Origin of the sequence: Bacteroides sp. 3_1_13 (assembly GCF_001185845.1) — a bacterium.
In the GTDB taxonomy this organism is placed as follows: Bacteria; Bacteroidota; Bacteroidia; order Bacteroidales; family Bacteroidaceae; genus Bacteroides; species Bacteroides xylanisolvens.
This window is the reverse complement of the sequence record NZ_KQ236956.1, coordinates 1011805-1031171: the sequence shown is the minus strand read 5'-3', so window position 1 is coordinate 1031171 and position 19367 is coordinate 1011805. Positions and strand designations below refer to the sequence as shown.

Genomic DNA, 19367 nt, shown 5'->3' with positions numbered 1-19367 from the left:
CATGGTAGGATTGTACACTATTGGCGTTAAAATGGTGAATGGCGTACAAACAAGTGTAAAAGTTAGTCTTGAATTCATAAAGAAAGCCTATGATGACGTAGTTGCAGCAACAAAGAAGGCCAATGACGCAGCAAAGACGGCCGATGATTCCCGAACCCAAATAGAAGCGAATGAAGATACTCGACAACGCAATGAAGCTACTCGTATCGATGCTGAAAGAAATCGTTCAAATGAAGAACAAGCCCGGTCAGCTGCAGAATCAGTACGTATCATAAATGAGAATACCCGTAAAGCAGAGGAAGCAGCTCGTGCGACCGCTGAAGGGCAACGTGTATCTGCAGAACTTAGCCGCGTTGAAACAGAAAATAAACGAGTGTCAGATGAACAAACACGTAAAAGTAATGAAGATGCACGTAAGACCGCTGAAACAGGACGTTCTTCTGCAGAATCGGAACGTGTGAAGGAAGAAGACAAACGAAAAGCGGCTGAAACAACACGTTCTACAGCTGAAACAGATCGCGTAACAGCCGAAGATGAACGAAAAGAAGCCGAATCCACGAGAGAAACGAATGAAACTGCACGTGTGACAGCCGAAGATAATCGCGTTACTGTCGAATCTGAACGCGTATCTGCTGAAACAGACCGTAAATCAGCGGAGACAGCCCGAGTATCAGAAGAAAACAAAAGAAAGTCCGCTGAAACAGAACGTAAATCAGCGGAGACAGCCCGGGTATCCGAAGAAAATAAAAGAAAGCAAAATGAAGATACCCGCAAAGCTGCAGAAGATACTCGTTCCTCAAATGAGACTAGGCGTGTCTCTGCTGAAACAGAACGTGTAGAAGCCGAATCCCAACGTAAGTCAGAGTATAGCGGTATTATACAAGAAATGACATCTGCTACAGGAGATGCTACCGCACAACTAGAACTTGTAAAAAAAGCTACGAATGATGCAAATGCTGCCAAAAACGCATCAGTTGAACAGACTGCTCTTGCAAAGAAAGCTACTAATGACGCTAACGCAGCAATTATAAGTATTAATGCTGCCAAAGAAGAAACCCACCAAGCAACAGAAGAGGCTAACGCTGCCAAAGTTGCATCGGAAGCCCAAACAGCTTTAGCGAAAAAAGCTACTGATGATGCTAATACAGCCAAAAACGCATCAGTAGCGCAAACAGCTCTTGCTAAAGCTGCCACAGATAGCGCAAATGCGGCAGCACAGGCCGCCAATAACGCAGTTTCTGGAGTTGATGCTAAAGTAAAAGATGCAGTGGATGCACTTGTAGCTGGAGCACCGGAAGCCCTCGACACGCTTATTGAATTGGCTAATGCCCTTAATAATGATCCGAACTTCGCCGCTACCATGGCAACAGAGTTAGGGAAGAAAATCAACGTTTCCGATATTGTCAACAACCTAACAAGTGGTGGTACTGGCAAGGTCCTTTCTGCCGAACAAGGGAAGGTTTTGAAAGCAGCTTTGGATACACATAACCATGCAGGAATATACGAACCTGTATTCTCAAAAAATACAGCTTTCAATAAGAACTTTGGCACAACTTCCGGAACTGTTTGCCAAGGAAATGATAGTCGACTAAGTGACGCACGTACACCTAAAGCGCATACTCATAAGAAGTCTGAAATAAGTGATTTTCCAACTTCTATGCCAGCAAGCGATGTGCCTGCATGGGCGAAAGCTGCAAGTAAACCATCTTATACAGCTTCCGAGGTTGGTGCGTCCCCGTCGAATCATACTCATACAGGGGTCTATCAGCCAGCAGGAAGTTATGCAGCGAGTTCGCATAAACACGAAGCAACGGATATTACTCCGGATAGTACTCACCGCTTTGTTACTGATGCAGAAAAAAGCACTTGGAACAGTAAAGCTGCGGGAAACCATAATCACGATTCAGTATATCAACCTAAAGGTAGCTATGCACCGTCTTCTCATAAACATGCAGCAACTGACATTACGGACGATTCTACACATAGATTTGTCACAGATTCGGAAAGATCTACTTGGAATAGTAAGGCGGCAGGAAATCACAACCACGATTCAGCATACCAACCCAAGGGTAGTTATGCTGCAAGTTCTCATAAACATACAGCGACGGACGTTGAAGAAGATTCGACTCATCGTTTTATGACGGATGCAGAACGTACAAAACTTAGCGGAATAGCCTCCGGAGCTAATAATTACTCTCATCCGGCTTCTCATCCAGCATCAATGATTGAAGAAAGTACTACAAGAAAATTCATGACGGATGCGGAGAAAACTTTACTAAGTTCTCTCGGGACGAACGCCGCATTGAAAGATTTTTCCAATGTAACAACAAAAAGCCTATCCCAGAACGGATATTATAAGCTACCGGATGGGTTATTGATTCAGTGGGGAACTGGAGGAAATGGCGTAAATCAAATAGTTTACTTTCCTACTAGTTTTTATAATACCTCATATGTTGTAGTAACTACTGCTATTTCTTCTGTTATGAATTCGATAGTAAAAATGATAAATGGGAAAAATATATCTTATTTCAAAGTTTATTCGGTAGGTCCAACAATTGAAGCTGGGGAGATATTCGGATGGATCGCAATAGGAAGATGGAAGTAGGAAATATTATAACATCAATTTGATTATGAATTGTTTTAGTAGAAAAATAGTATTGATTTTTGCCACAATTATTTGGCAAAGTTCTCTCGGGACTACGTATGCTTTAGCTGATCTATCGAACGCAATGAGCGTAAACCTATCCTTGAACGGTTATGCAAAATTCAATAATGGATTACTTGTACAATGGGGCAGAGTTGGAGGTTCATCTACAGCTTCGTATAGTGTGACTATGCCTACATCTTTTTATAATACTGAATATAAAATATTTGCAACTGTATATAAGCCTAGTAGTGACTCCGCCGTATATTCATCATCTCCTTTGGCAATAAATAAAACAGTTAGTAGATTTTATTTGAATAGAAATTATGCAAGTGGGGGTACTACTGGATTATCACAAGAATCATGGGACTGGTTTGCGATCGGGCGTTGGAAATAACTAAAAAACAAATATTATGAAGTATTGGAAAAATGGATTCTACGATGAACCGGTAGACGGTTCAGTAGAAATAACGGATGAGCATTACAATCAGCTATTAGATGGGCAGTCTAACGGTTTACTGATAGTTGAAAGTAAGAATGGATACCCGATTTTGGTAGAATATGAGTACGACATCGAAGAAGTGCGAAAAATGAAAATATCTAAAATACAGATATTTGACAAATCGGCCGATGTCAATTCTTTTAAAATTAAAGGGGAAAGTATGTGGTTAGACAAATCCACACGTGTTGGATTATTTAACTCAATTTCGATTGAGAAAAATGCAGGGAAAACGCATACAATCCTGTGGTATGATGCAGTGAAGTATGTTATCCCTATACCTGACGCTTTATCAATGCTGAATGAGATTGAAATGTATGCATTAAACTGCTACAATGTGACACAATCGCACATCGCAGCAGTCAGATCATTGCAGACTATTGAGGAAATCGAAAACTACGATTATACGATAGGTTATCCGGCAAAGTTGAGCTTTCCGGGATAACCAGTTTTGAAGTTGTATGCTTCAATTTCTTCTTTTGTTTCTAATTGATTGATAGCGTTGATATGCCTTTGTGTTGTGTCATAGCACGCAAGGGCATATAATTCTAGTTGTTGCAGCATATTAACGGCCTTCTCGATAGAGAGAATAAACTGCGTATCACCTAGCCAAATACTTGTTTCAGATCGTCCAGTTTCTCTTTCAATACTAATTGAGTTCATAAGCCCTACACGAGTATTCTTATTCAGCCATCCAAATACTCCGTTTATACTGAATTGATTCACTGCTTCAGATGAATCGAACAATCGTAATTCATCAAGTTTTTGCGCTCTGGTTTCTTCGATAGTAGCCTCGTGCACAACTAAAATAGGATATCCTTTTTTGCTTTCAGTTATTATCAAGCCGGTAGATTGACCAGCCAGTAACTCTTGATAATATTCATCCGTAATTTCTACCGAACCGTCTACCGGTTCGTCATAGAATCCATTTTTCCAATATTTCATGATATTTGTTTTTAAATTATTTCCATTTACCTATTGCAAACCAAGTAAACTGCCAACCTGTCCAAGCTATTTCTCCTCCGCTTGCTATATACCTTGTACCTACTTTAAATGAAGAAACTGTTTTAGTATATATTGTTGGAGCATACACTATAATCTCTGTTGTATTAGCTGATACTCCCGTTAGTTGTACGATATAATTCGTATCATAGAAACTTGTAGGTAGATATAATGAGGAGAATCCTACAGCTCCAGCCTTTACTCCCCACTGGATTAATAGACCATTATTGAACTTAATATATGAATTTTGTCCGAAACTTTGACCAGATGATTGAATTGCATTAGTTCCGAGAGAACTTTGCCAAATTACAAGCAATAAAAGTAATACCAATTTTCTACTAAATCTATCCATAATCAAATTTATGTTATAATATTTCTATTTCCAACGGCCTATAGCTATCCAAAAGAATTTCCAAGAAGTAGGATATACTACATTACCACTTGTATATGTCATACCACCTTTGAAATAAGTAGTAGCTTTAGTGTTAATATAAGGGCATAAAACGACGGATTCAGCAGTAACGGCATATTCTGCACACATTGATATTGAATAGTAAGTGTTTAAAAAAGACGTAGAAAAAAAATAATTAGTAGCCCCTGAATACCCACCACCATATCCCCATTGGATTAACAGTCCATTTGGAAACTTACAGTAACCATTCTGTCCGAGGTTCTGTGTCGTAACATTGGAAAAATCTTTTAACGCACAATTTGTCCCGAGAGAACTTAGGTGAATTAAACTACATTTTGAGTGATTTCTTTTAAATATTTTTCATTTGGATTTATTTCGTGACAATGCAGTTGATGTTGTGTGTAATATATTATTTTATCAATGATTCGTCTATCATTTCCTTACTTTTATGCCTATTATTCAATACATTTCTATTTGACGTTTATATTTTAGGATATAATTCTAAGGACATGGTAACTTTATATAATGATGATAAGGAAATAAAAATCGAAGTAAAAGATGAAAGCTACTCTTATGAAGCTATCATGGGAGAAGATACACTCACTTTGTATTTTTCTCATCCTGGATACTTGGAAATACCGGTCGGCTCTTGGTGTGACTTCTACGGGAAGCGTTATTCTTTGAAGAGGGATAGCAATTTCAAGAAGAACGGTGAACGTAACTTCGAATATACTCTGATTCTGGAAACTGGGGAGGCTGATGCTATGCTGTGGAAAGTACGTCATACCGTTGACAGAAGTATTAAATTCTCATATACAGCCAAGCCACATGAACATCTACGTCTACTCGTTGAAAACCTGAACCGTCGGAGTACCGGTTGGAAAGTCGGTGATTGCATTGAAGGAACGGAAAAAGTAATCAACTACAATCACACCTATATTCTTAATGCTTTCAATCAACTTGCAGAACTATATGAAACAGAATGGCAGATCATTGAAGAAACGGTTGAAGGAAAACAAATTAGGACTATCCATCTGCGTAAAGTTGAGTATAACAAGGAAAACCCTTTGAAACTGTCGTATGGTAAAGGCCACGGTTTTAAGGTCGGTGTTGGTCGCGAATCCGGGGATATACCACCCGAAATAATTTTGGTAGAAACTACAGATCGCAATATTGATTATTCCACATACGGATCTAAGTACCTGTTACTTCCAAAGAATAAGACTATCCGATTTGATGGAATCAAATTTGAGAATGAAGAGGGCTTCGATTCTACTAAGGCGCGTATCTATAAGACCGATGCGGATGGAACTTGTGTCATGCGTGCCGATAAAGAACTTACAACAGCAAAGGAAGATAGTCTGGACTGTACAGCTATTTATCCTTCCCGTGTCGGTACTGTCAGTGCTGTTATTGAAGTGAACAAGAAGAATAACTTCTTTGACTTTGTAGATAAAGACATTCCTGAAGAGTTGAATTTCGAAGATTGTCTCATAGCTGGAGAAAGTATGACTGTCATTTTCCAAACCGGCATGCTTACAGGCAAGGAGTTCGAAGTAAAGTATATCCATGAAGCGAAAGACAAGAAAGAGGCACGTCGATTTGAAATTGTTCCGCAAGAAATCGATGGGATAACAATGCCGGAACCGGAAGTCTGGCGCCCGAAGGTTGGTGATACATACGCAGTGTTCGGAATGCAATTGCCGAAGGCTTATATCTGTAATGACAGCACACAAACAGGTGCGAGCTGGGAAGCTTTCAAGGAAGCAGCTAAATACCTCTATGAACATGAAGATAAAGCATTCATATTTACCGGGACATTGGACGGTATTTGGGCTAAAAAACGCTGGTTGGAGATAGGCGGTAAAATAGTACTCGGAGGGTATGTTGATTTCTATGATACGCAATTTCATCCGGAAGGTTCTCTTATTCGCATGATCGGAATCAAGCGCTATATTAATAATCCATATTCTCCGGAAATAGAGTTATCAAACGAACCAGTCAGTACATCTGTTTCAAGTGATCTGAATAAGATTGAGACGAACAAAGTAGAGGTAGATATCAAGCATAAGGACGCCCTGCAGTTTACTAAGCGTCGGTTCCGGGATGCAAAGGAAACGATGTCCATGCTTGAAGATGCACTGCTGAACTTCTCCGGCTCTGTCAATCCAATAACCGTTTCAACCATGCAACTGCTTGTAGGTGATGAAAGCCTGCAATTCCGTTTTGTCAATTCAAAAACGAATCCAGTTCAGGTATCTCACAATATTACTTATAATGCCAGCACAAGAATACTGAACGCTCCGGCAGGAATCCTTCAGCATTTAACACTCGGCATTAGTTCTCTTTCTTCTTCACATAAGGCAGACGAATATAAGTACTGGGATATGGCTGAATACAATTCTCCGGCACTCATTGACCCGGAAAAGAAATATTATCTATATGCTAAAGTTGGCAAGGAGAATCAAGCTGGAACATTCCTCTTGAGTGAAACAGCTATTAAAATAGAACAGATAACTGGATATTATCATTTACTCACCGGAGTGCTTAACAGCGAGTATGAAGGTAGTAGAAGTTTTGTTCAGCTATACGGATTTACTGAAATTCTGCCGGGCCGCGTAACAACAGAAAGAATCCTTTCGCCGGACGGTGATACATATTTCGATCTGGTAAAAAGTGAGATAGGCGGTAACATCCAAATAAAAGCAGGTTCTTCCGGATTGGAAAATCTGTCTGAATGGGAAGCTGCTCATCAGGAAATAAAGGATGCAGCTAAAGCGGCCAAAGATGCTGCCGATTCAGTGGAAGGACTTCATAACTATGTAGATGGAGCCTTCGCTGACGGTCTTATAGACGAAGCAGAGGCAAAAGCTATTGAAAAGTATATCAATACGATCAACAACACTAAACAAGCTATCGAAGCAACTTATAATAAACTCTACACGAATGTTTATTTATCCGGCTCTGCAAAGGTTGGTTTGCTCAATGCTAAGGTTACATTGATGGGAAGTATTGAAAACTTGATTAATGCTATCAATGCTTCAATTTCTGATGGATTCACGACAACAGAAGAAAAGAAAGACGTGGATAGTAAATTCACTCTTTTTAATTCTGCCTATGCTGATTTTAATACTGCTGTTGAAGAAGCAAATAAGGCAATACAGGATAAACTAAAGGAATATTCTGACGAGGCACTGCAACAAGCAATACAAGCTTTAGAGGATGCAGCGAACGCTGCTAAAGCTGCGCAGGACGCTGCCGATTCAGTCGATGGCTTACATGATTATGTGGATGGCGCATTTGCGGACGGTATCATTGATGGGGCGGAAGCGAAAGCGATAGAGAAGTATTTGAATACAGTCAAAAATACGAAATCTGCCGTTGAAGCGACATATAGCAAACTATATGTAAACACCTATTTGGAAGGTTCTGCAAAAACAGCCTTACTTAATGCCAAGGTTTCCTTATTTGGTGCTATTGATAATCTTATTGCTGCAATAAATACGGCTATTGCAGATGGACAAACGACTATTGAGGAAAAAAAGAATGTAGATGATAAGTTTACTCTATTCAACTCTGCTTTAGCTAGTTTTAATACAGCTGTTGAAGAAGCAAACAAAGCTATTCACGACAAACTGAAAAGCTATTCCGATGAGTGTACAGCCGATTTGAAAGTACTCAATACTCAAATCTCCGCACAAGTAACTCGAGTTGACAGCCTGACGCAGCGGATAGATACTGCAGGTTGGATTACTACAGCTGACGGTAATAAGATATATGCTTCTAAAGAACTGGAAAACGGCAATACGCTTATATCTTATATTAACCAGGCAGCAGGTGAAACGACGATTCATTCATCTAAAATTAATTTGGAAGGTGCTGTTACAATCACCGCACTGCATAGTGATCTGCAGACAATGATTAACTCCAAGATTGATCGAGACGGATTGGGTAAATTAGCATTTGAGGATGCAGTCGAATATGCAAAACTTGGTACTACAATTGTTGTAGGCGGGTATTTGAATACTGATTTGATAAAGGTTCGCAGGATAGATGCTGACTCCGGGTTCATAGGTGGTTTTACTATCGAAAATGGACGTCTCGTTTGGACGCGTTCAGGGTATTTTGGCGGAACATCTCGTAGTTTGAAATTAGGTTCTGGAACGGCAAAAGAAGGCGTTGTTAACGTTACTTTCAATGCAGAAACAGACGGACGTTTTGGGATCGCATCTATTGGTTCCAATTTTGGTGGAGCTTGTATTTATGCTTCCAGAAATCTAAATGCATCAGACAGAAGCTACCCACTGGCTAGTACAACATACGCCGGCTTTTTTGATGGAGGAGTTTATGTGAAAGGTTCTTTATCGAGTGAATTATGCCTTGCCGATAATTTTGGTTGTATTACAAGCCGGAATTCAGATGGAAGTATAAACTATTACCAAGGAATTGATTTTGATTTTGGTAGTAATATGAAGTTCAGAAAAGGACTATTAGTATCAATCGCTTAATATTAATGATTATGAAATTAAATTTAAACAAACCTTTAATAGATTTTAGAGGCAAGGAAGCCATTAAAATAGTCAATGGCAAGGAACAGAAGCAGTTTCTTCGTGATATGGTTTCGGAAGCGCTTTATGCTGCCGGTATGAATCCTCAATCAGGTATGGATATGGCAAAAAAACTACGTGCCTACAATATGCTCCAACAAATCATAAATAACCGAGGAATACTTGAGATTACAACAGAAGACGCCACTCTCTTAAAGGAGATTTGTGCAGATGTCTTTACAGCAGGTGCTTTCGGGCAAATTAATGAACTAATTGAAGGAGGAGGTAAAGAATGAACATTACATCAACTAACAGTACTGCCACAACTAAGGTTACGGACGCTATCAGGATTAAGTACAGAATGTCAACTCGTGGTACCGAAGCGGTGAAAGATATTACTGCCGAGATTATTAAGGATGAAGCCACAGTAGGTTTCTTCAATACTTCGCGAAATGGAGTAACCGGATTCTCGCTACATGAGGATCATGGGCTAACCTTTGGCGAAGTGAAACAAGTATTTCAGACAGCTATTGATGATTGTAGCGAGGTATTAAAATAAAGTATTAATATTTTAGATAAAAATGATATGGATTATTTCAAAAACTTACTTATTGGATTGGTTACCGGCATAGCTGCTTATCTCAATCCTATTTCTGGGGAGATCAAAAGTCTTATTGCTGTATTTGCCCTCAATTTCATTTGCGGGCTACTTACTGCACTCCTTATCAATCATGAGAGTTTTTCTTTTAAAAAGGCTTGGAGATGTATCGTAGAAGCAACTATTTTCTTTGCCTTGGTTAGCTGCATCTACTTTATTGGTGAACACAAAGGAAATCCGGAAGGTGCGCTACAATGTGTTTCATTTATTACGTATAGCGTTTTCTATTTCTACGGGGTGAACATTCTAAGGAATATCAAAGAAATTCTACCCAACTCTAGCAATGGCCATAAGGTAGTAGCTTTCTTGCACTATGTATTAAGTGTTGAGTTTATAAAGAACATCCCCTATTTAACGAACTACTTACAAAAAGGAGACGCAAAATGAAAACTATTGATGCAATTATCATCCATTGTTCGGCCACGCGTGCCGGACAGGCTCTACGAGCCAAAGATATTGACCGGATGCACCGGGCTCGGGGATTCAATCAGATCGGTTATAACTTCATTGTTAACCTTGACGGAATGGTTGAGAATGGGCGACCGTTAAGCATTGACGGAGCGCATTGTAATACCAAAGGATTTTCAGAGTCTTCATATAATAAGCATAGTGTTGGCATCTGTTATATCGGAGGCTTGGACGCATCTGGAAAACCTGCAGATACACGTACTCCAGCTCAAAAGATGGCACTACGCGAATTGGTCGCGAAGCTCTGTAAGGAATACCCTATAATTGAAGTGCTCGGACACCGTGATACTTCGCCGGATCTGGACAGCAGTGGAGAGATAGAGCCAAAAGAATATATTAAGGCGTGCCCCTGCTTCGATGTAAGAAGTGAATTTTCTAATTTTCTTCGTAATACAGTGATCCGACCATGAAAACGCTAATCTATATAACCATATTCCTGATGTCGGGAATATGGTTTACTTCCTGCAAGACTTCCCGGAATATGGAAACTCAAAAGCAGGTAGACTATTCCGGTGAATTGAGTCGTATTCAAAGTATAATTGAGTCATTGAGGACTGATGTAAGTAAGCAAACGAAGATTACTACTGACAAGTTGAGTGATCTGAAAATTGAGAATAAAACAGTTTACTTATCGCTTCCGGATTCAACCGGAAAACAATACCCGGTCAAAGAAAGTACTACCACCGCTTCCAAACAGGAGCAAGAACGGACTGAAGTTGACGAAACACTATCTATTACTTTGCAGCAGCTCTCGAATAGATTGGATTCATTGGGGTATAGAATGGATGCTATTTTAAGCCAAAAGGAAAAGATAGTAAAACTTTCATGGTGGGATTTATATAAAGACAAAGTCTATATAGGTAGCATTACCTTAATCGTCGTCTATTGGTTTGTGTGCAGTATAAGAAGGAAATAACTACTTTTAAATTCATAATAAAGAAACTTCGAATATCCCTGCTTGCGAAAATTGGGATATTTTCTTTTACTTATCTCATTTATAATCGGTACATTTGTGTACAAACGTGGATGTCTGTTGTAATATTTGGTATAGACTCTCCAATTATGAATGGAGCTCGACCAAGTGTAATGAGGTTTGGCTTTATGTTTATAAACATTCTTCTAAAATTGTTTTTTTTGATATCTATTTTTATTTTTGAAAATCATTAATCCTTAAATATAAAATGCTATGTATACTCTTAAATATGATAAGAAAATTAAAGAATTCCGTCATCGTGATTCATGTTTAGTTCGAATGAGAAAAGAAAAAAGCATGACTTTTAAAGAATGTAAGTACTATGTAATTCATGATTATTACCCTTTATCTAGTATAGGAAATGATGTAGATATTAATATAAAGACTATTCGTAGTTTTATATATAGTTTTAAAGATGGACATAAAGCTGATGTTGAATATGCTGCTAATATAATAGTGGAAAGTATTAAAAAAGAGAGTGTTAATCTTGAAAACACCTGTTTAATGATAATACCTGCTTCAAAACCAGAAAAGACAAATAAGCGTTTTGAATATTTTTGTAGTATAGTAGCTAAAGCTTTAAATATTGAAAACGGTTTTAACTACCTTTCTGCAATTGAACATGAAGAAACGAAAGGCACTAGTAATAAAAATATAACACCATATCTAATAATAAATTCAGAACAGTATAAAGATAAAAATATATTACTATTTGACGATATTATAACATCAGGCTCCTCCTTTAAACAAGTTTCTGCTAAACTTTTAGAAACAGGTGCTAAAAGTGTCACTGGTATTTTTATTGCAAAAACAACAAGAGAGTAATGTATGAAATTAAAAAGTTTATCAAATGATCCTCAATATACAGATGCAGGTCTGGAAGAGGCATACCATATAGTATATTATATTCCTAAAGGATATACAGATACAACCAAGTGGACTAGCATGATTAAGCAATTTAAATGGAATAGAAATGATAAAAATGATCAGTATATTATCGATAAATGCATTGAAGCCATAAATAGCGCAAACTTAAAGTTTGATTATGTTATTAGAACATTAGGAAGTTCTGAAACAACAGCATTGAAATCTTCAAAATTAAGACCCTTAGCTATTGCTATTGCAGATGCTGTTTCTGCAACATATTTACCACGTTTGTTAAAGAAAAAAAGGGTAACTACTCCTCTACATAGATTACCGGATTTAGCTTCTAGGAAGGCAGAAATGGACGGAGTTTTTGAAATAGAGGTAAAAAAAGATCTTAATAATAAATCGGTGTTGATTGTCGATGATATTTCAACAGCTTGCGTCACATCTGCTGAAATAATAAAAACATTAAAAGAAGAATGGCCTAACGCAACTTTTTATTTATTTTGCATTGCAAGAACGAGTCATGATGAACATGCTAACGAAAATTTATAATTGATATGAGTATATCTAAAGAGACGGAATTAATTATTAAACTAAAACATTTACCCGGTTTTGGTCCTAAGACAGTGGAGTTGGTAGCTAAAGCCATGATAGAACGTAACTTATTTTCTGATAATGACATTGTATCATATGTACGGGAGTGCATAAAAACTCATTATATAAGATTAAATAAAGAGTTGACTCCAGATCTTTTTCAGAAAGCTATTGATGAAGCTCAAAGAGTTTTAGATAAATCTTTGAATAACGGCGTACATATCATTTCTCAATATGATAATTTGTTTCCGATACAACTTAAAAAGCTGAAATCATATACTAATAATAGATTTAAAGATGTAGCTCCAATAATACTTAATTATAAAGGTGATATTAATAGTATTAATAATAAGAAATCAATTGCAATAATTGGGACAAGACACCCTACCATAGAAGGAGAAGAAGCAGGGCAATATTATGGAGAATATTTTGCAGAAAAAGGATTTAATATTGTTAGTGGCTTAGCATTAGGATGTGATACTATTGCTCATAAAGCTGCCTTATCTGTAAAAAATGGAACAACTACAGCTATATTAGCTCATGGTCTTCATACTATTTCTCCAAAGGCACATGAAAGCATTGCTATAGAAATAGTAGAAAAAGGTGGAGTACTACTATCCGAGTATTTTTATGGCTCTCCTGCTTTTAAAACGAACTTCGTAGAAAGAGATAGGTTACAAGCCGGGTTAGCTATTGCTACAATTGTAATTCAAACTGGGATAAAGGGTGGCACAATGCACGCTGTCCAAACGACCATTGATAATAATAAAATTTTAGCAGCGGTCTTTTATAAAGATCAACGTGTGAATGAAATGGAGAATGTTTGTGGAAATAGTTATTTAATCAGAAAAGGAGCTCTTCAATTACGTGAAGCGAATATGTTATACAAATTCTTGCAGTCAGGAAACCAGCTTCAGTATAAACATGATTACGAATCACAACTATTATTCTAATATGTATATTTATGAAGAAAGGTATAATTTTTGATCTTGATCAAACCTTAGTAGACTCAAATATTGCTAAGTCGTATAGAAGTGCTCGCAATTGGAATACGGTTTATTCACTGATTCCTAAATTTGTATTATATGAAGCTTATGACAAAGTATTTGAATTTATAAAAGATAATGATTTAAAAGTTGGAATTGTGAGTAAAGCTCCTTCTGCTTATGTAAAGAAAGTGTTAAATCACTTCAATATACCTTTTGATACAGTTGTTGCTTATCATGATGTCAAATTACAAAAGCCAAACTCGGAAGGAATGAATTTAGCATTGACTCAATTAGGTTTAAGTGCGGAAGATGTTATTTCTTTTGGAGATGAGGTTAGTGATGTGATAGCTTCAAATGGAGCGGGAATTGAAAGTGTAGCTTGTTTATGGGGAAGTGCTAATGAAGAGTCGTTGTTAAGATCAGATGCTGACCATGTAATTCATACTCCTAATGAGATAATATCTCTATTAAAATAGTATTATGTATTAGAGAGGTAGCCGAATAAGCTACCTCTCTATGTCTATCCCCCTTTGACTAGTTAGAACTAAACTTGCATTCCGGTGATGAGGATGATCTATGAATCGCAGTATTACCCCATCAGCATATACAATATAATGGCAACTGTTGCTGCTGTTGCTAAAATATAAATCATTTTATTTTTCTTGAGTTCATCTATTTGTGCTTTTTGCGATTCAATAATGGCATCTTTGTTTTTGATCATATTATTATGATTTTTGTTGGACTCTAATTGGTCCTCTATCCGCTTTCTAGTACCTTTGGCTAATTTAGCAAGGTGGTATCCTGTGTCAGTTGGATTGTTTTTGTATTCACTAACGAATGATCTCAATAGAATGTTTGAATCTCCATGTCCCACTCCTGAAAATATGGGAGTATTACATTCTAATATAGAATTGATAACTTCACAATTACTGAAGAACTCTAATCCTTCGCCTCCTCCTCTTAAAATGAAAATAGCATCGTACTTCTTAGAATCTAAACTATCTATACAACGGGTAAACTCTTGTATGCTGCCAAAGTTACATTGAACTTCATGGCAGTCATACATATTTATTCCTGAACCTAATGCATCCCAGAATTCTGTTCTGACTTCTGTTCTTTGAGGAAATAGCAGACATATTTTCGGCTTTATATTTTTTAATAATATATCTTCTAATTCAATTGATATATTAGATGTTTTCTTTCCACTTTTCTTTTCCAACAATTTAAGTATTTGTTCTTCTTTTGTGGATATTCTTCTTTCCAGCTTAGCTGTTGTGTCTGTTACACTTAAATAGCAATGGAATAAGCAGTCTTTTTTATTCGATATAACAAGCACTCCAGTGAACGAATAAATATAGTCATTTTCAAGCTGATCTCTAATGCCTTTGCTGACTTTTATAACTATAGATTCTTCAGTATTCTCATCAATTAAGGTATCGAAGTAAAATCCATTATAATCCTTAGTACCATTCTTTTTGTATCGTCCTTTTAATTCTATTTGATTGTTAATAGTATCAGGTATTCTTAGATTACTTTTGAGTATGCAGGAAATAGAGTTAGGTGTATGCATTTGTTTGTTTTTTTGCAAAAGTAGTAAAAAAACAAACATTAGCTAGTTTTGTAGATAAAATATTAATGTTTGAATCCCCATATTATTAACCCTCCATGCTTACTATGAGGATAGTAATAATTTCTATTTATTTGCCCATTGCAGACACTTTTTTTAATTATAAATAGTCTTTTCCCAATCATCCAGCACAGTTACATCCCACCGCGGAAGATCCGGATTAATATAAGTTACTGACCTGCCATACACAGAGAAACTTTTTCCGATAAACTCGCTGATAGCTTCATCCTCTCCTTTTTGCAAACTGATATTCATAAAAACATGCATTTCATTCCAGTTTGTAGGCCCAATGAACAAAGATTCAATCAAGCGGCCTTTAACAGGTACACCGATAACTTGCTCTTTTATCCGGTCAACTAATGATACTGCTTCTTCAAATGTCATACTTGTAATTTTAGAGCAAAGATATAAAAAATAGATGCCCTCTCCCCTATCATATAAAAGCTATTTCAATCTGTGGAATTTCAGTATTACAAATTTCAATTCTATTAAGAAAGATATTTTCGTAATTCTTCGATTGCCTGTGATGCACTTCGAACTACCACATACTTATTACGACATGATTCCGCTTGTTTTTGAAACTCTTTCTGTTCTTCTGACTGTTTCCCTACCCTCGTTTTAAACTCTATGCAGAGAGAAGCAAAACCCTTTTTGGGAATAAGTACGATCACATCAGAAACACCAGGCTTTACTCCTTGACGTTTCAGGTTAGCAGCTTCACGTATATGACGGCTTCCACCGTTCGGAACGGCAAATATAAGTTTGTCAGGTATATTAGGGAAATATAGAGGAATAAGTTTAAAGAACTCTGTTTGTATTCGAGCTTCCTCGTTATTATGTACTTCTTTAGAGCGCGTAGGATTACGCTGATCTGCATAACAATTATAACACATAAAGACGGTACCAGTTTTAATAACCGATACCGTTTCTTTTCCGCATAAAATGCACTTTTCTTTAGTCATTATTCAAAATAAGCTAAATTGTATTGGTCTTCTACCTACTACTGCTATCGTTCTCTCATGAATTGGGCACTGCGAAGCATAGGGACATCTCCCTGACATAGCAGAAAGATGCGCTCCATGCCATTCATCCCAATCTGTTACATTATTAGCAGAGAGGAAAGTTATCAGTTTCATGCAGCAGAAGCCACGTTCTTTCTCTTGACCTCCTGCAACTTCGAATAATCCATTACTCTGTGGACGTTTCATTCAATTCTTTCTTGTTTTGAAAGTTGTTATAACTTAATTATCTTCATTATCATTCTCCTCAATCTTGTCTCTCAACTCTTCACTTCCTGTCACTATAGCGTTGGTATATTCACTCGCCGTTTGCAAGTCATTGTTTAATACATGATTTCTCACAATGTTAAGTTCACCAATCAAACTATCAATATGTTCAATTAGTGATTCATTTTTGTTGTTTTTACTATTCATATCTATTCTTGGTTTACTCAAATTCTTACTCTGATACATTAATCTGTAATATTCCCTTCTGATAAATCAAATTCGATAAGGGAACTATTCTCTTCTAAAGATTTACAAACATCCTCTACTGTGGTACAGTCGGACGCTTCAATCGTTAATGTTACTTCAAATGTTTTCATTTTGATTCCTTTCTATACTGATTTGAACTATGCGGTAAACAAGAATCTACCGCATAGCAGATTTATTATTTATTTCTCGACGCTTCCAAAACAGGAAGGTTTGTTTCCGTTGGTATGTATATCACAGTTTTATCATTCAGATTGCTTTGTTGACGTACCCACAAATATTGGATATATGCAGGAGTAATACTTCCATTTTCAATTTTAATCGCTTCGGCAGCACCTTTGGCACGTTCGATTTCAGCTTGGGCATTCAGTTTTTCAGCTTCCAGATTAGCTTTAGCTTCTTCAATCTTTATTTTACGGTTTTGTTCTGCTTTAGCGAATTCAGCCTTTCCAGACATTTCTTGCTGCCAAACGTTATAATAAGGGATGGTAACAAAACATCCCACAACAATTGCGACAAATACGATAGCCGCCAAAATTCCAAGTTTATTCATACTTTCTAATATTGGGTTTTATAAAGCCGCCCAAGGCTTATTAGTTTATTATTATATTTGCAAAAAAACAAATATATGTCAACAATATATCGTAATAGAACAATCCGCCCTTCAAGTAGACTTGAAACATCTGTATCTTATAAAATCAATACAGAGAAAGTCACGACAAATGATACATTGGTTATTACCATTAACCATGAAAGTGAGAATTTTCATAAAGAATTTACTTTTTCAGGAGAGAAGGTTGCAAACCGTTCCTCAATACACTTCAGATATATCAATGGAGAAATCATTTGGTCACCAGTTCAGCCTGATTAGATTCATATCTTTGCAGACTTAAATTATTCATCATCATAATCAGTATCAAAGATACGTGCAACCATATCGACGATATTTTCTTCAATATCCGCGGTAGAACCAGTTACAGCATTAGCAATGTTTTTCTTCTCTTGAATTATGCGATAGACCTTTTCGTCAATAGTGCGCCGGCCAAGGAAGTAGTAACAGGTAACAGAGTCTTTTTGCCCGATACGGTGTGCCCGGTCTTCGCACTGACAACAATCAGCATACGTCCAAGGGAATTCAACAAAAGCGACATTACTTGATGCAGTAAGCGTTAAACCAACTCCAGCCGCTTTTATCGAGCAAATGATTATATCCGCTTTTGGATTGTTCTGAAAGGCATCAACCGCTCTTTGCTTCTCATCCTGCGAATCTCTACCGGTAACAGATACGGCAGTGGGAAAGTAACGTTTCAGTTGATCTACAACTTCATGAAGCGAACAAAAGAGAATTATCTTCTTTCCATTCTCTCGGAAGTCTTTCACAAATTCAATAACATCGCGTACTTTTCCACGTGCGGAGATCTGCCGTAGAATATTGATACGTACCATGACTTCCCCTCGCAGAGCCTTTTCAATCTTTTCATCGTCGGCATCCTTATATTTCTGTAGATACATAATAAGATCACGCTCTGCATCCATATACTCCTTACGATTAGTAATTTCACATGTATTTACCTGGCGTATCTTATCTGGAAGATCTGTAAGGACGAGAGACTTTTCACGACGAAACATACAATATTTCCATAAATTGAAGTTCAATTCCTTCAAATTCGATGCTTCTCTTTGTCCGGAGCAGTACCGGTTAACAAATGGTTTGTAGCCACCGAAATCATCCATACGGTTTAGAATTGCCAGCTGTGGAATCAAATCTTTAGGCCGATTTACTACCGGTGTTCCTGTAAGCTCTATCACCCATTCTTTACCTGTACAAATACCCTTGCAAAACTTTGCCTGTTGAGTAGATGCAGACTTACAGCGATGGCTTTCATCAATGATAACAGACTTGAATAAATTGATTGAGTTTCTAAATTCCACATCGCGCAGCGTCCAGCCTTCGGCTTTCTTTATGCGTTGTACGAAGTATTTCTTTAGTGATTCATAGTTTACGATAAAGACTTGATGCATTCCTGTTTGATAAAAGAAGGTCCATGTATCACGTACTTTATCTGTGAGTACCATTGCTTTTTTATCCGTAAACTTCTCCCATTCCCGTTGCCAGTTGATTTTCAATGATGATGGGCAAATGACAAGACAGGGAAAAGCGTTCGCTAGATTGATGGTAGCAATACTTTGTAATGTCTTTCCGAGTCCTGGTTCATCGCAGTTCATGAAGCGCTTTAGCTCCAATCCTCGGGCAATACCTTTGAGTTGATAGGGATAAGGCTGAATTTTTAAGCTATGCGGAATTGTTAGATCTGGAAGTTCCGGAACATCATAAGCAATATCTTCCTCTTTCTTTGTAGTTCCGCTCACCCAATTTATATTTTCAAACTGCTGTATCTGATAAATCATTCTTTCAAGATCAACTCTACTCCGTGTAGGTACTATCCAAACTTTTCTAGCACCGTCAAAACGTCTTCCGGGAATCTGCCGAACCCGTTCTATAATAGAAGTCTTATAGTTGAATGATAATTCGAAATTATCTCCTTTTAATTCAATATTCATGATTTAGAGTGTTGTTTAATGGGGGAGATTAA

The 19367-nt window shown here is 37.2% G+C and carries 23 protein-coding genes; 14 read left to right on the top strand and 9 right to left on the bottom strand.

Features of this window, described 5'->3' with window-relative positions; genetic code table 11:
• The first annotated feature begins 1 nt into the window (after nt 1).
• Genes HMPREF9009_RS16815 through HMPREF9009_RS16805 form a run of 3 tightly spaced genes read left to right on the top strand, consistent with a single transcriptional unit; the run spans nt 2 to nt 3588 of the window.
• On the top strand, nt 2-2605 hold the full coding sequence (locus HMPREF9009_RS16815) for a gp53-like domain-containing protein (protein WP_232313598.1): 2604 nt from the start codon (nt 2-4) through the stop codon (nt 2603-2605).
• Nucleotides 2606-2630: 25 nt separating this feature from the next.
• Nucleotides 2631-3041: a gp53-like domain-containing protein gene (locus HMPREF9009_RS26475; RefSeq protein WP_259018449.1), complete on the top strand. Its 411-nt coding sequence runs from the start codon at nt 2631-2633 to the stop codon at nt 3039-3041.
• Between the two features lie 16 nt (nt 3042-3057).
• Complete coding sequence (locus HMPREF9009_RS16805; RefSeq protein WP_049702781.1) at nt 3058-3588, top strand: DUF4376 domain-containing protein; 531 nt, start codon at nt 3058-3060, stop codon at nt 3586-3588.
• Here HMPREF9009_RS16805 and HMPREF9009_RS16800 read toward each other — a convergent pair.
• Entirely contained in the window at nt 3558-4088 is a 531-nt protein-coding gene (locus HMPREF9009_RS16800) for a DUF4376 domain-containing protein (protein WP_049702780.1), read from the bottom strand. The genes HMPREF9009_RS16805 and HMPREF9009_RS16800 overlap by 31 nt on opposite strands.
• A 16-nt stretch (nt 4089-4104) precedes the next feature.
• Nucleotides 4105-4497: a gp53-like domain-containing protein gene (locus tag HMPREF9009_RS16795; protein WP_049702779.1), complete on the bottom strand. Its 393-nt coding sequence runs from the start codon at nt 4495-4497 to the stop codon at nt 4105-4107.
• Nucleotides 4498-5066: 569 nt separating this feature from the next.
• Between HMPREF9009_RS16795 and HMPREF9009_RS16785 the strand changes: the two genes are divergently transcribed.
• From HMPREF9009_RS16785 to HMPREF9009_RS16740, 10 genes are all read left to right on the top strand, one after another.
• Nucleotides 5067-9065, top strand: a complete 3999-nt coding sequence (locus tag HMPREF9009_RS16785) for a hypothetical protein (RefSeq protein WP_049703359.1) — start codon at nt 5067-5069, stop codon at nt 9063-9065.
• Nucleotides 9066-9076: 11 nt separating this feature from the next.
• Entirely contained in the window at nt 9077-9400 is a 324-nt protein-coding gene (locus HMPREF9009_RS16780) for a hypothetical protein (protein ID WP_008998680.1), read from the top strand.
• Nucleotides 9397-9663 (top strand): hypothetical protein, encoded by a 267-nt coding sequence (locus HMPREF9009_RS16775; RefSeq protein WP_049702777.1) that lies wholly within the window; start codon nt 9397-9399, stop codon nt 9661-9663. The genes HMPREF9009_RS16780 and HMPREF9009_RS16775 overlap by 4 nt, the downstream gene beginning before the upstream one ends.
• 27 nt (nt 9664-9690) lie before the next feature.
• A complete protein-coding gene (locus HMPREF9009_RS16770; protein ID WP_049702776.1) occupies nt 9691-10149 on the top strand; it encodes a phage holin family protein in 459 nt (152 codons plus the stop codon).
• Nucleotides 10146-10640 (top strand): N-acetylmuramoyl-L-alanine amidase, encoded by a 495-nt coding sequence (locus tag HMPREF9009_RS16765; RefSeq protein ID WP_049702775.1) that lies wholly within the window; start codon nt 10146-10148, stop codon nt 10638-10640. Before HMPREF9009_RS16770 ends, HMPREF9009_RS16765 begins: the two co-directional genes overlap by 4 nt.
• Entirely contained in the window at nt 10637-11146 is a 510-nt protein-coding gene (locus HMPREF9009_RS16760) for a hypothetical protein (RefSeq protein WP_049702774.1), read from the top strand. Before HMPREF9009_RS16765 ends, HMPREF9009_RS16760 begins: the two co-directional genes overlap by 4 nt.
• A gap of 270 nt (nt 11147-11416) precedes the next feature.
• Nucleotides 11417-12028 carry a phosphoribosyltransferase family protein gene (locus tag HMPREF9009_RS16755; RefSeq protein WP_049702773.1) on the top strand — a complete coding sequence of 204 codons (612 nt, stop codon included), beginning with the start codon at nt 11417-11419 and terminating at the stop codon, nt 12026-12028.
• A 3-nt stretch (nt 12029-12031) separates the two neighbouring features.
• Nucleotides 12032-12625, top strand: coding sequence for a ComF family protein (locus tag HMPREF9009_RS16750; protein WP_049702772.1), 594 nt, complete (start codon nt 12032-12034; stop codon nt 12623-12625).
• Nucleotides 12626-12630: 5 nt separating this feature from the next.
• Nucleotides 12631-13620 (top strand): DNA-processing protein DprA, encoded by a 990-nt coding sequence (locus HMPREF9009_RS16745; RefSeq protein ID WP_049702771.1) that lies wholly within the window; start codon nt 12631-12633, stop codon nt 13618-13620.
• Between the two features lie 11 nt (nt 13621-13631).
• A complete protein-coding gene (locus HMPREF9009_RS16740; protein WP_049702770.1) occupies nt 13632-14132 on the top strand; it encodes an HAD family hydrolase in 501 nt (166 codons plus the stop codon).
• 113 nt (nt 14133-14245) lie between these two features.
• Here the strand turns inward: HMPREF9009_RS16740 and HMPREF9009_RS16735 are convergent, their stop codons facing one another.
• The 6 genes from HMPREF9009_RS16735 to HMPREF9009_RS16710 all read right to left on the bottom strand — a co-directional run bounded on the left by HMPREF9009_RS16735 (nt 14246) and on the right by HMPREF9009_RS16710 (nt 17326).
• Nucleotides 14246-15226 (bottom strand): exodeoxyribonuclease VII large subunit, encoded by a 981-nt coding sequence (locus HMPREF9009_RS16735; RefSeq protein WP_198154755.1) that lies wholly within the window; start codon nt 15224-15226, stop codon nt 14246-14248.
• Nucleotides 15227-15379: 153 nt separating this feature from the next.
• Nucleotides 15380-15667, bottom strand: coding sequence for a hypothetical protein (locus HMPREF9009_RS16730; protein WP_049702768.1), 288 nt, complete (start codon nt 15665-15667; stop codon nt 15380-15382).
• A gap of 104 nt (nt 15668-15771) precedes the next feature.
• On the bottom strand, nt 15772-16176 hold the full coding sequence (locus HMPREF9009_RS16725) for a VRR-NUC domain-containing protein (protein ID WP_049703358.1): 405 nt from the start codon (nt 16174-16176) through the stop codon (nt 15772-15774).
• A gap of 348 nt (nt 16177-16524) precedes the next feature.
• Nucleotides 16525-16716: a hypothetical protein gene (locus HMPREF9009_RS16715; protein ID WP_157446485.1), complete on the bottom strand. Its 192-nt coding sequence runs from the start codon at nt 16714-16716 to the stop codon at nt 16525-16527.
• Nucleotides 16717-16754: 38 nt separating this feature from the next.
• Entirely contained in the window at nt 16755-16886 is a 132-nt protein-coding gene (locus tag HMPREF9009_RS26325; RefSeq protein ID WP_255353091.1) for a hypothetical protein, read from the bottom strand.
• A 65-nt stretch (nt 16887-16951) separates the two neighbouring features.
• Nucleotides 16952-17326, bottom strand: coding sequence for a hypothetical protein (locus tag HMPREF9009_RS16710; RefSeq protein WP_049702765.1), 375 nt, complete (start codon nt 17324-17326; stop codon nt 16952-16954).
• A gap of 75 nt (nt 17327-17401) precedes the next feature.
• Here HMPREF9009_RS16710 and HMPREF9009_RS16705 point away from each other — a divergent pair, with 75 nt between their 5' ends.
• On the top strand, nt 17402-17644 hold the full coding sequence (locus tag HMPREF9009_RS16705; RefSeq protein ID WP_049702764.1) for a hypothetical protein: 243 nt from the start codon (nt 17402-17404) through the stop codon (nt 17642-17644).
• Between the two features lie 23 nt (nt 17645-17667).
• Here HMPREF9009_RS16705 and HMPREF9009_RS16700 read toward each other — a convergent pair whose 3' ends face one another.
• Entirely contained in the window at nt 17668-19335 is a 1668-nt protein-coding gene (locus tag HMPREF9009_RS16700) for a DEAD/DEAH box helicase (protein ID WP_049702763.1), read from the bottom strand.
• Nucleotides 19336-19367: the final 32 nt, after the last annotated feature.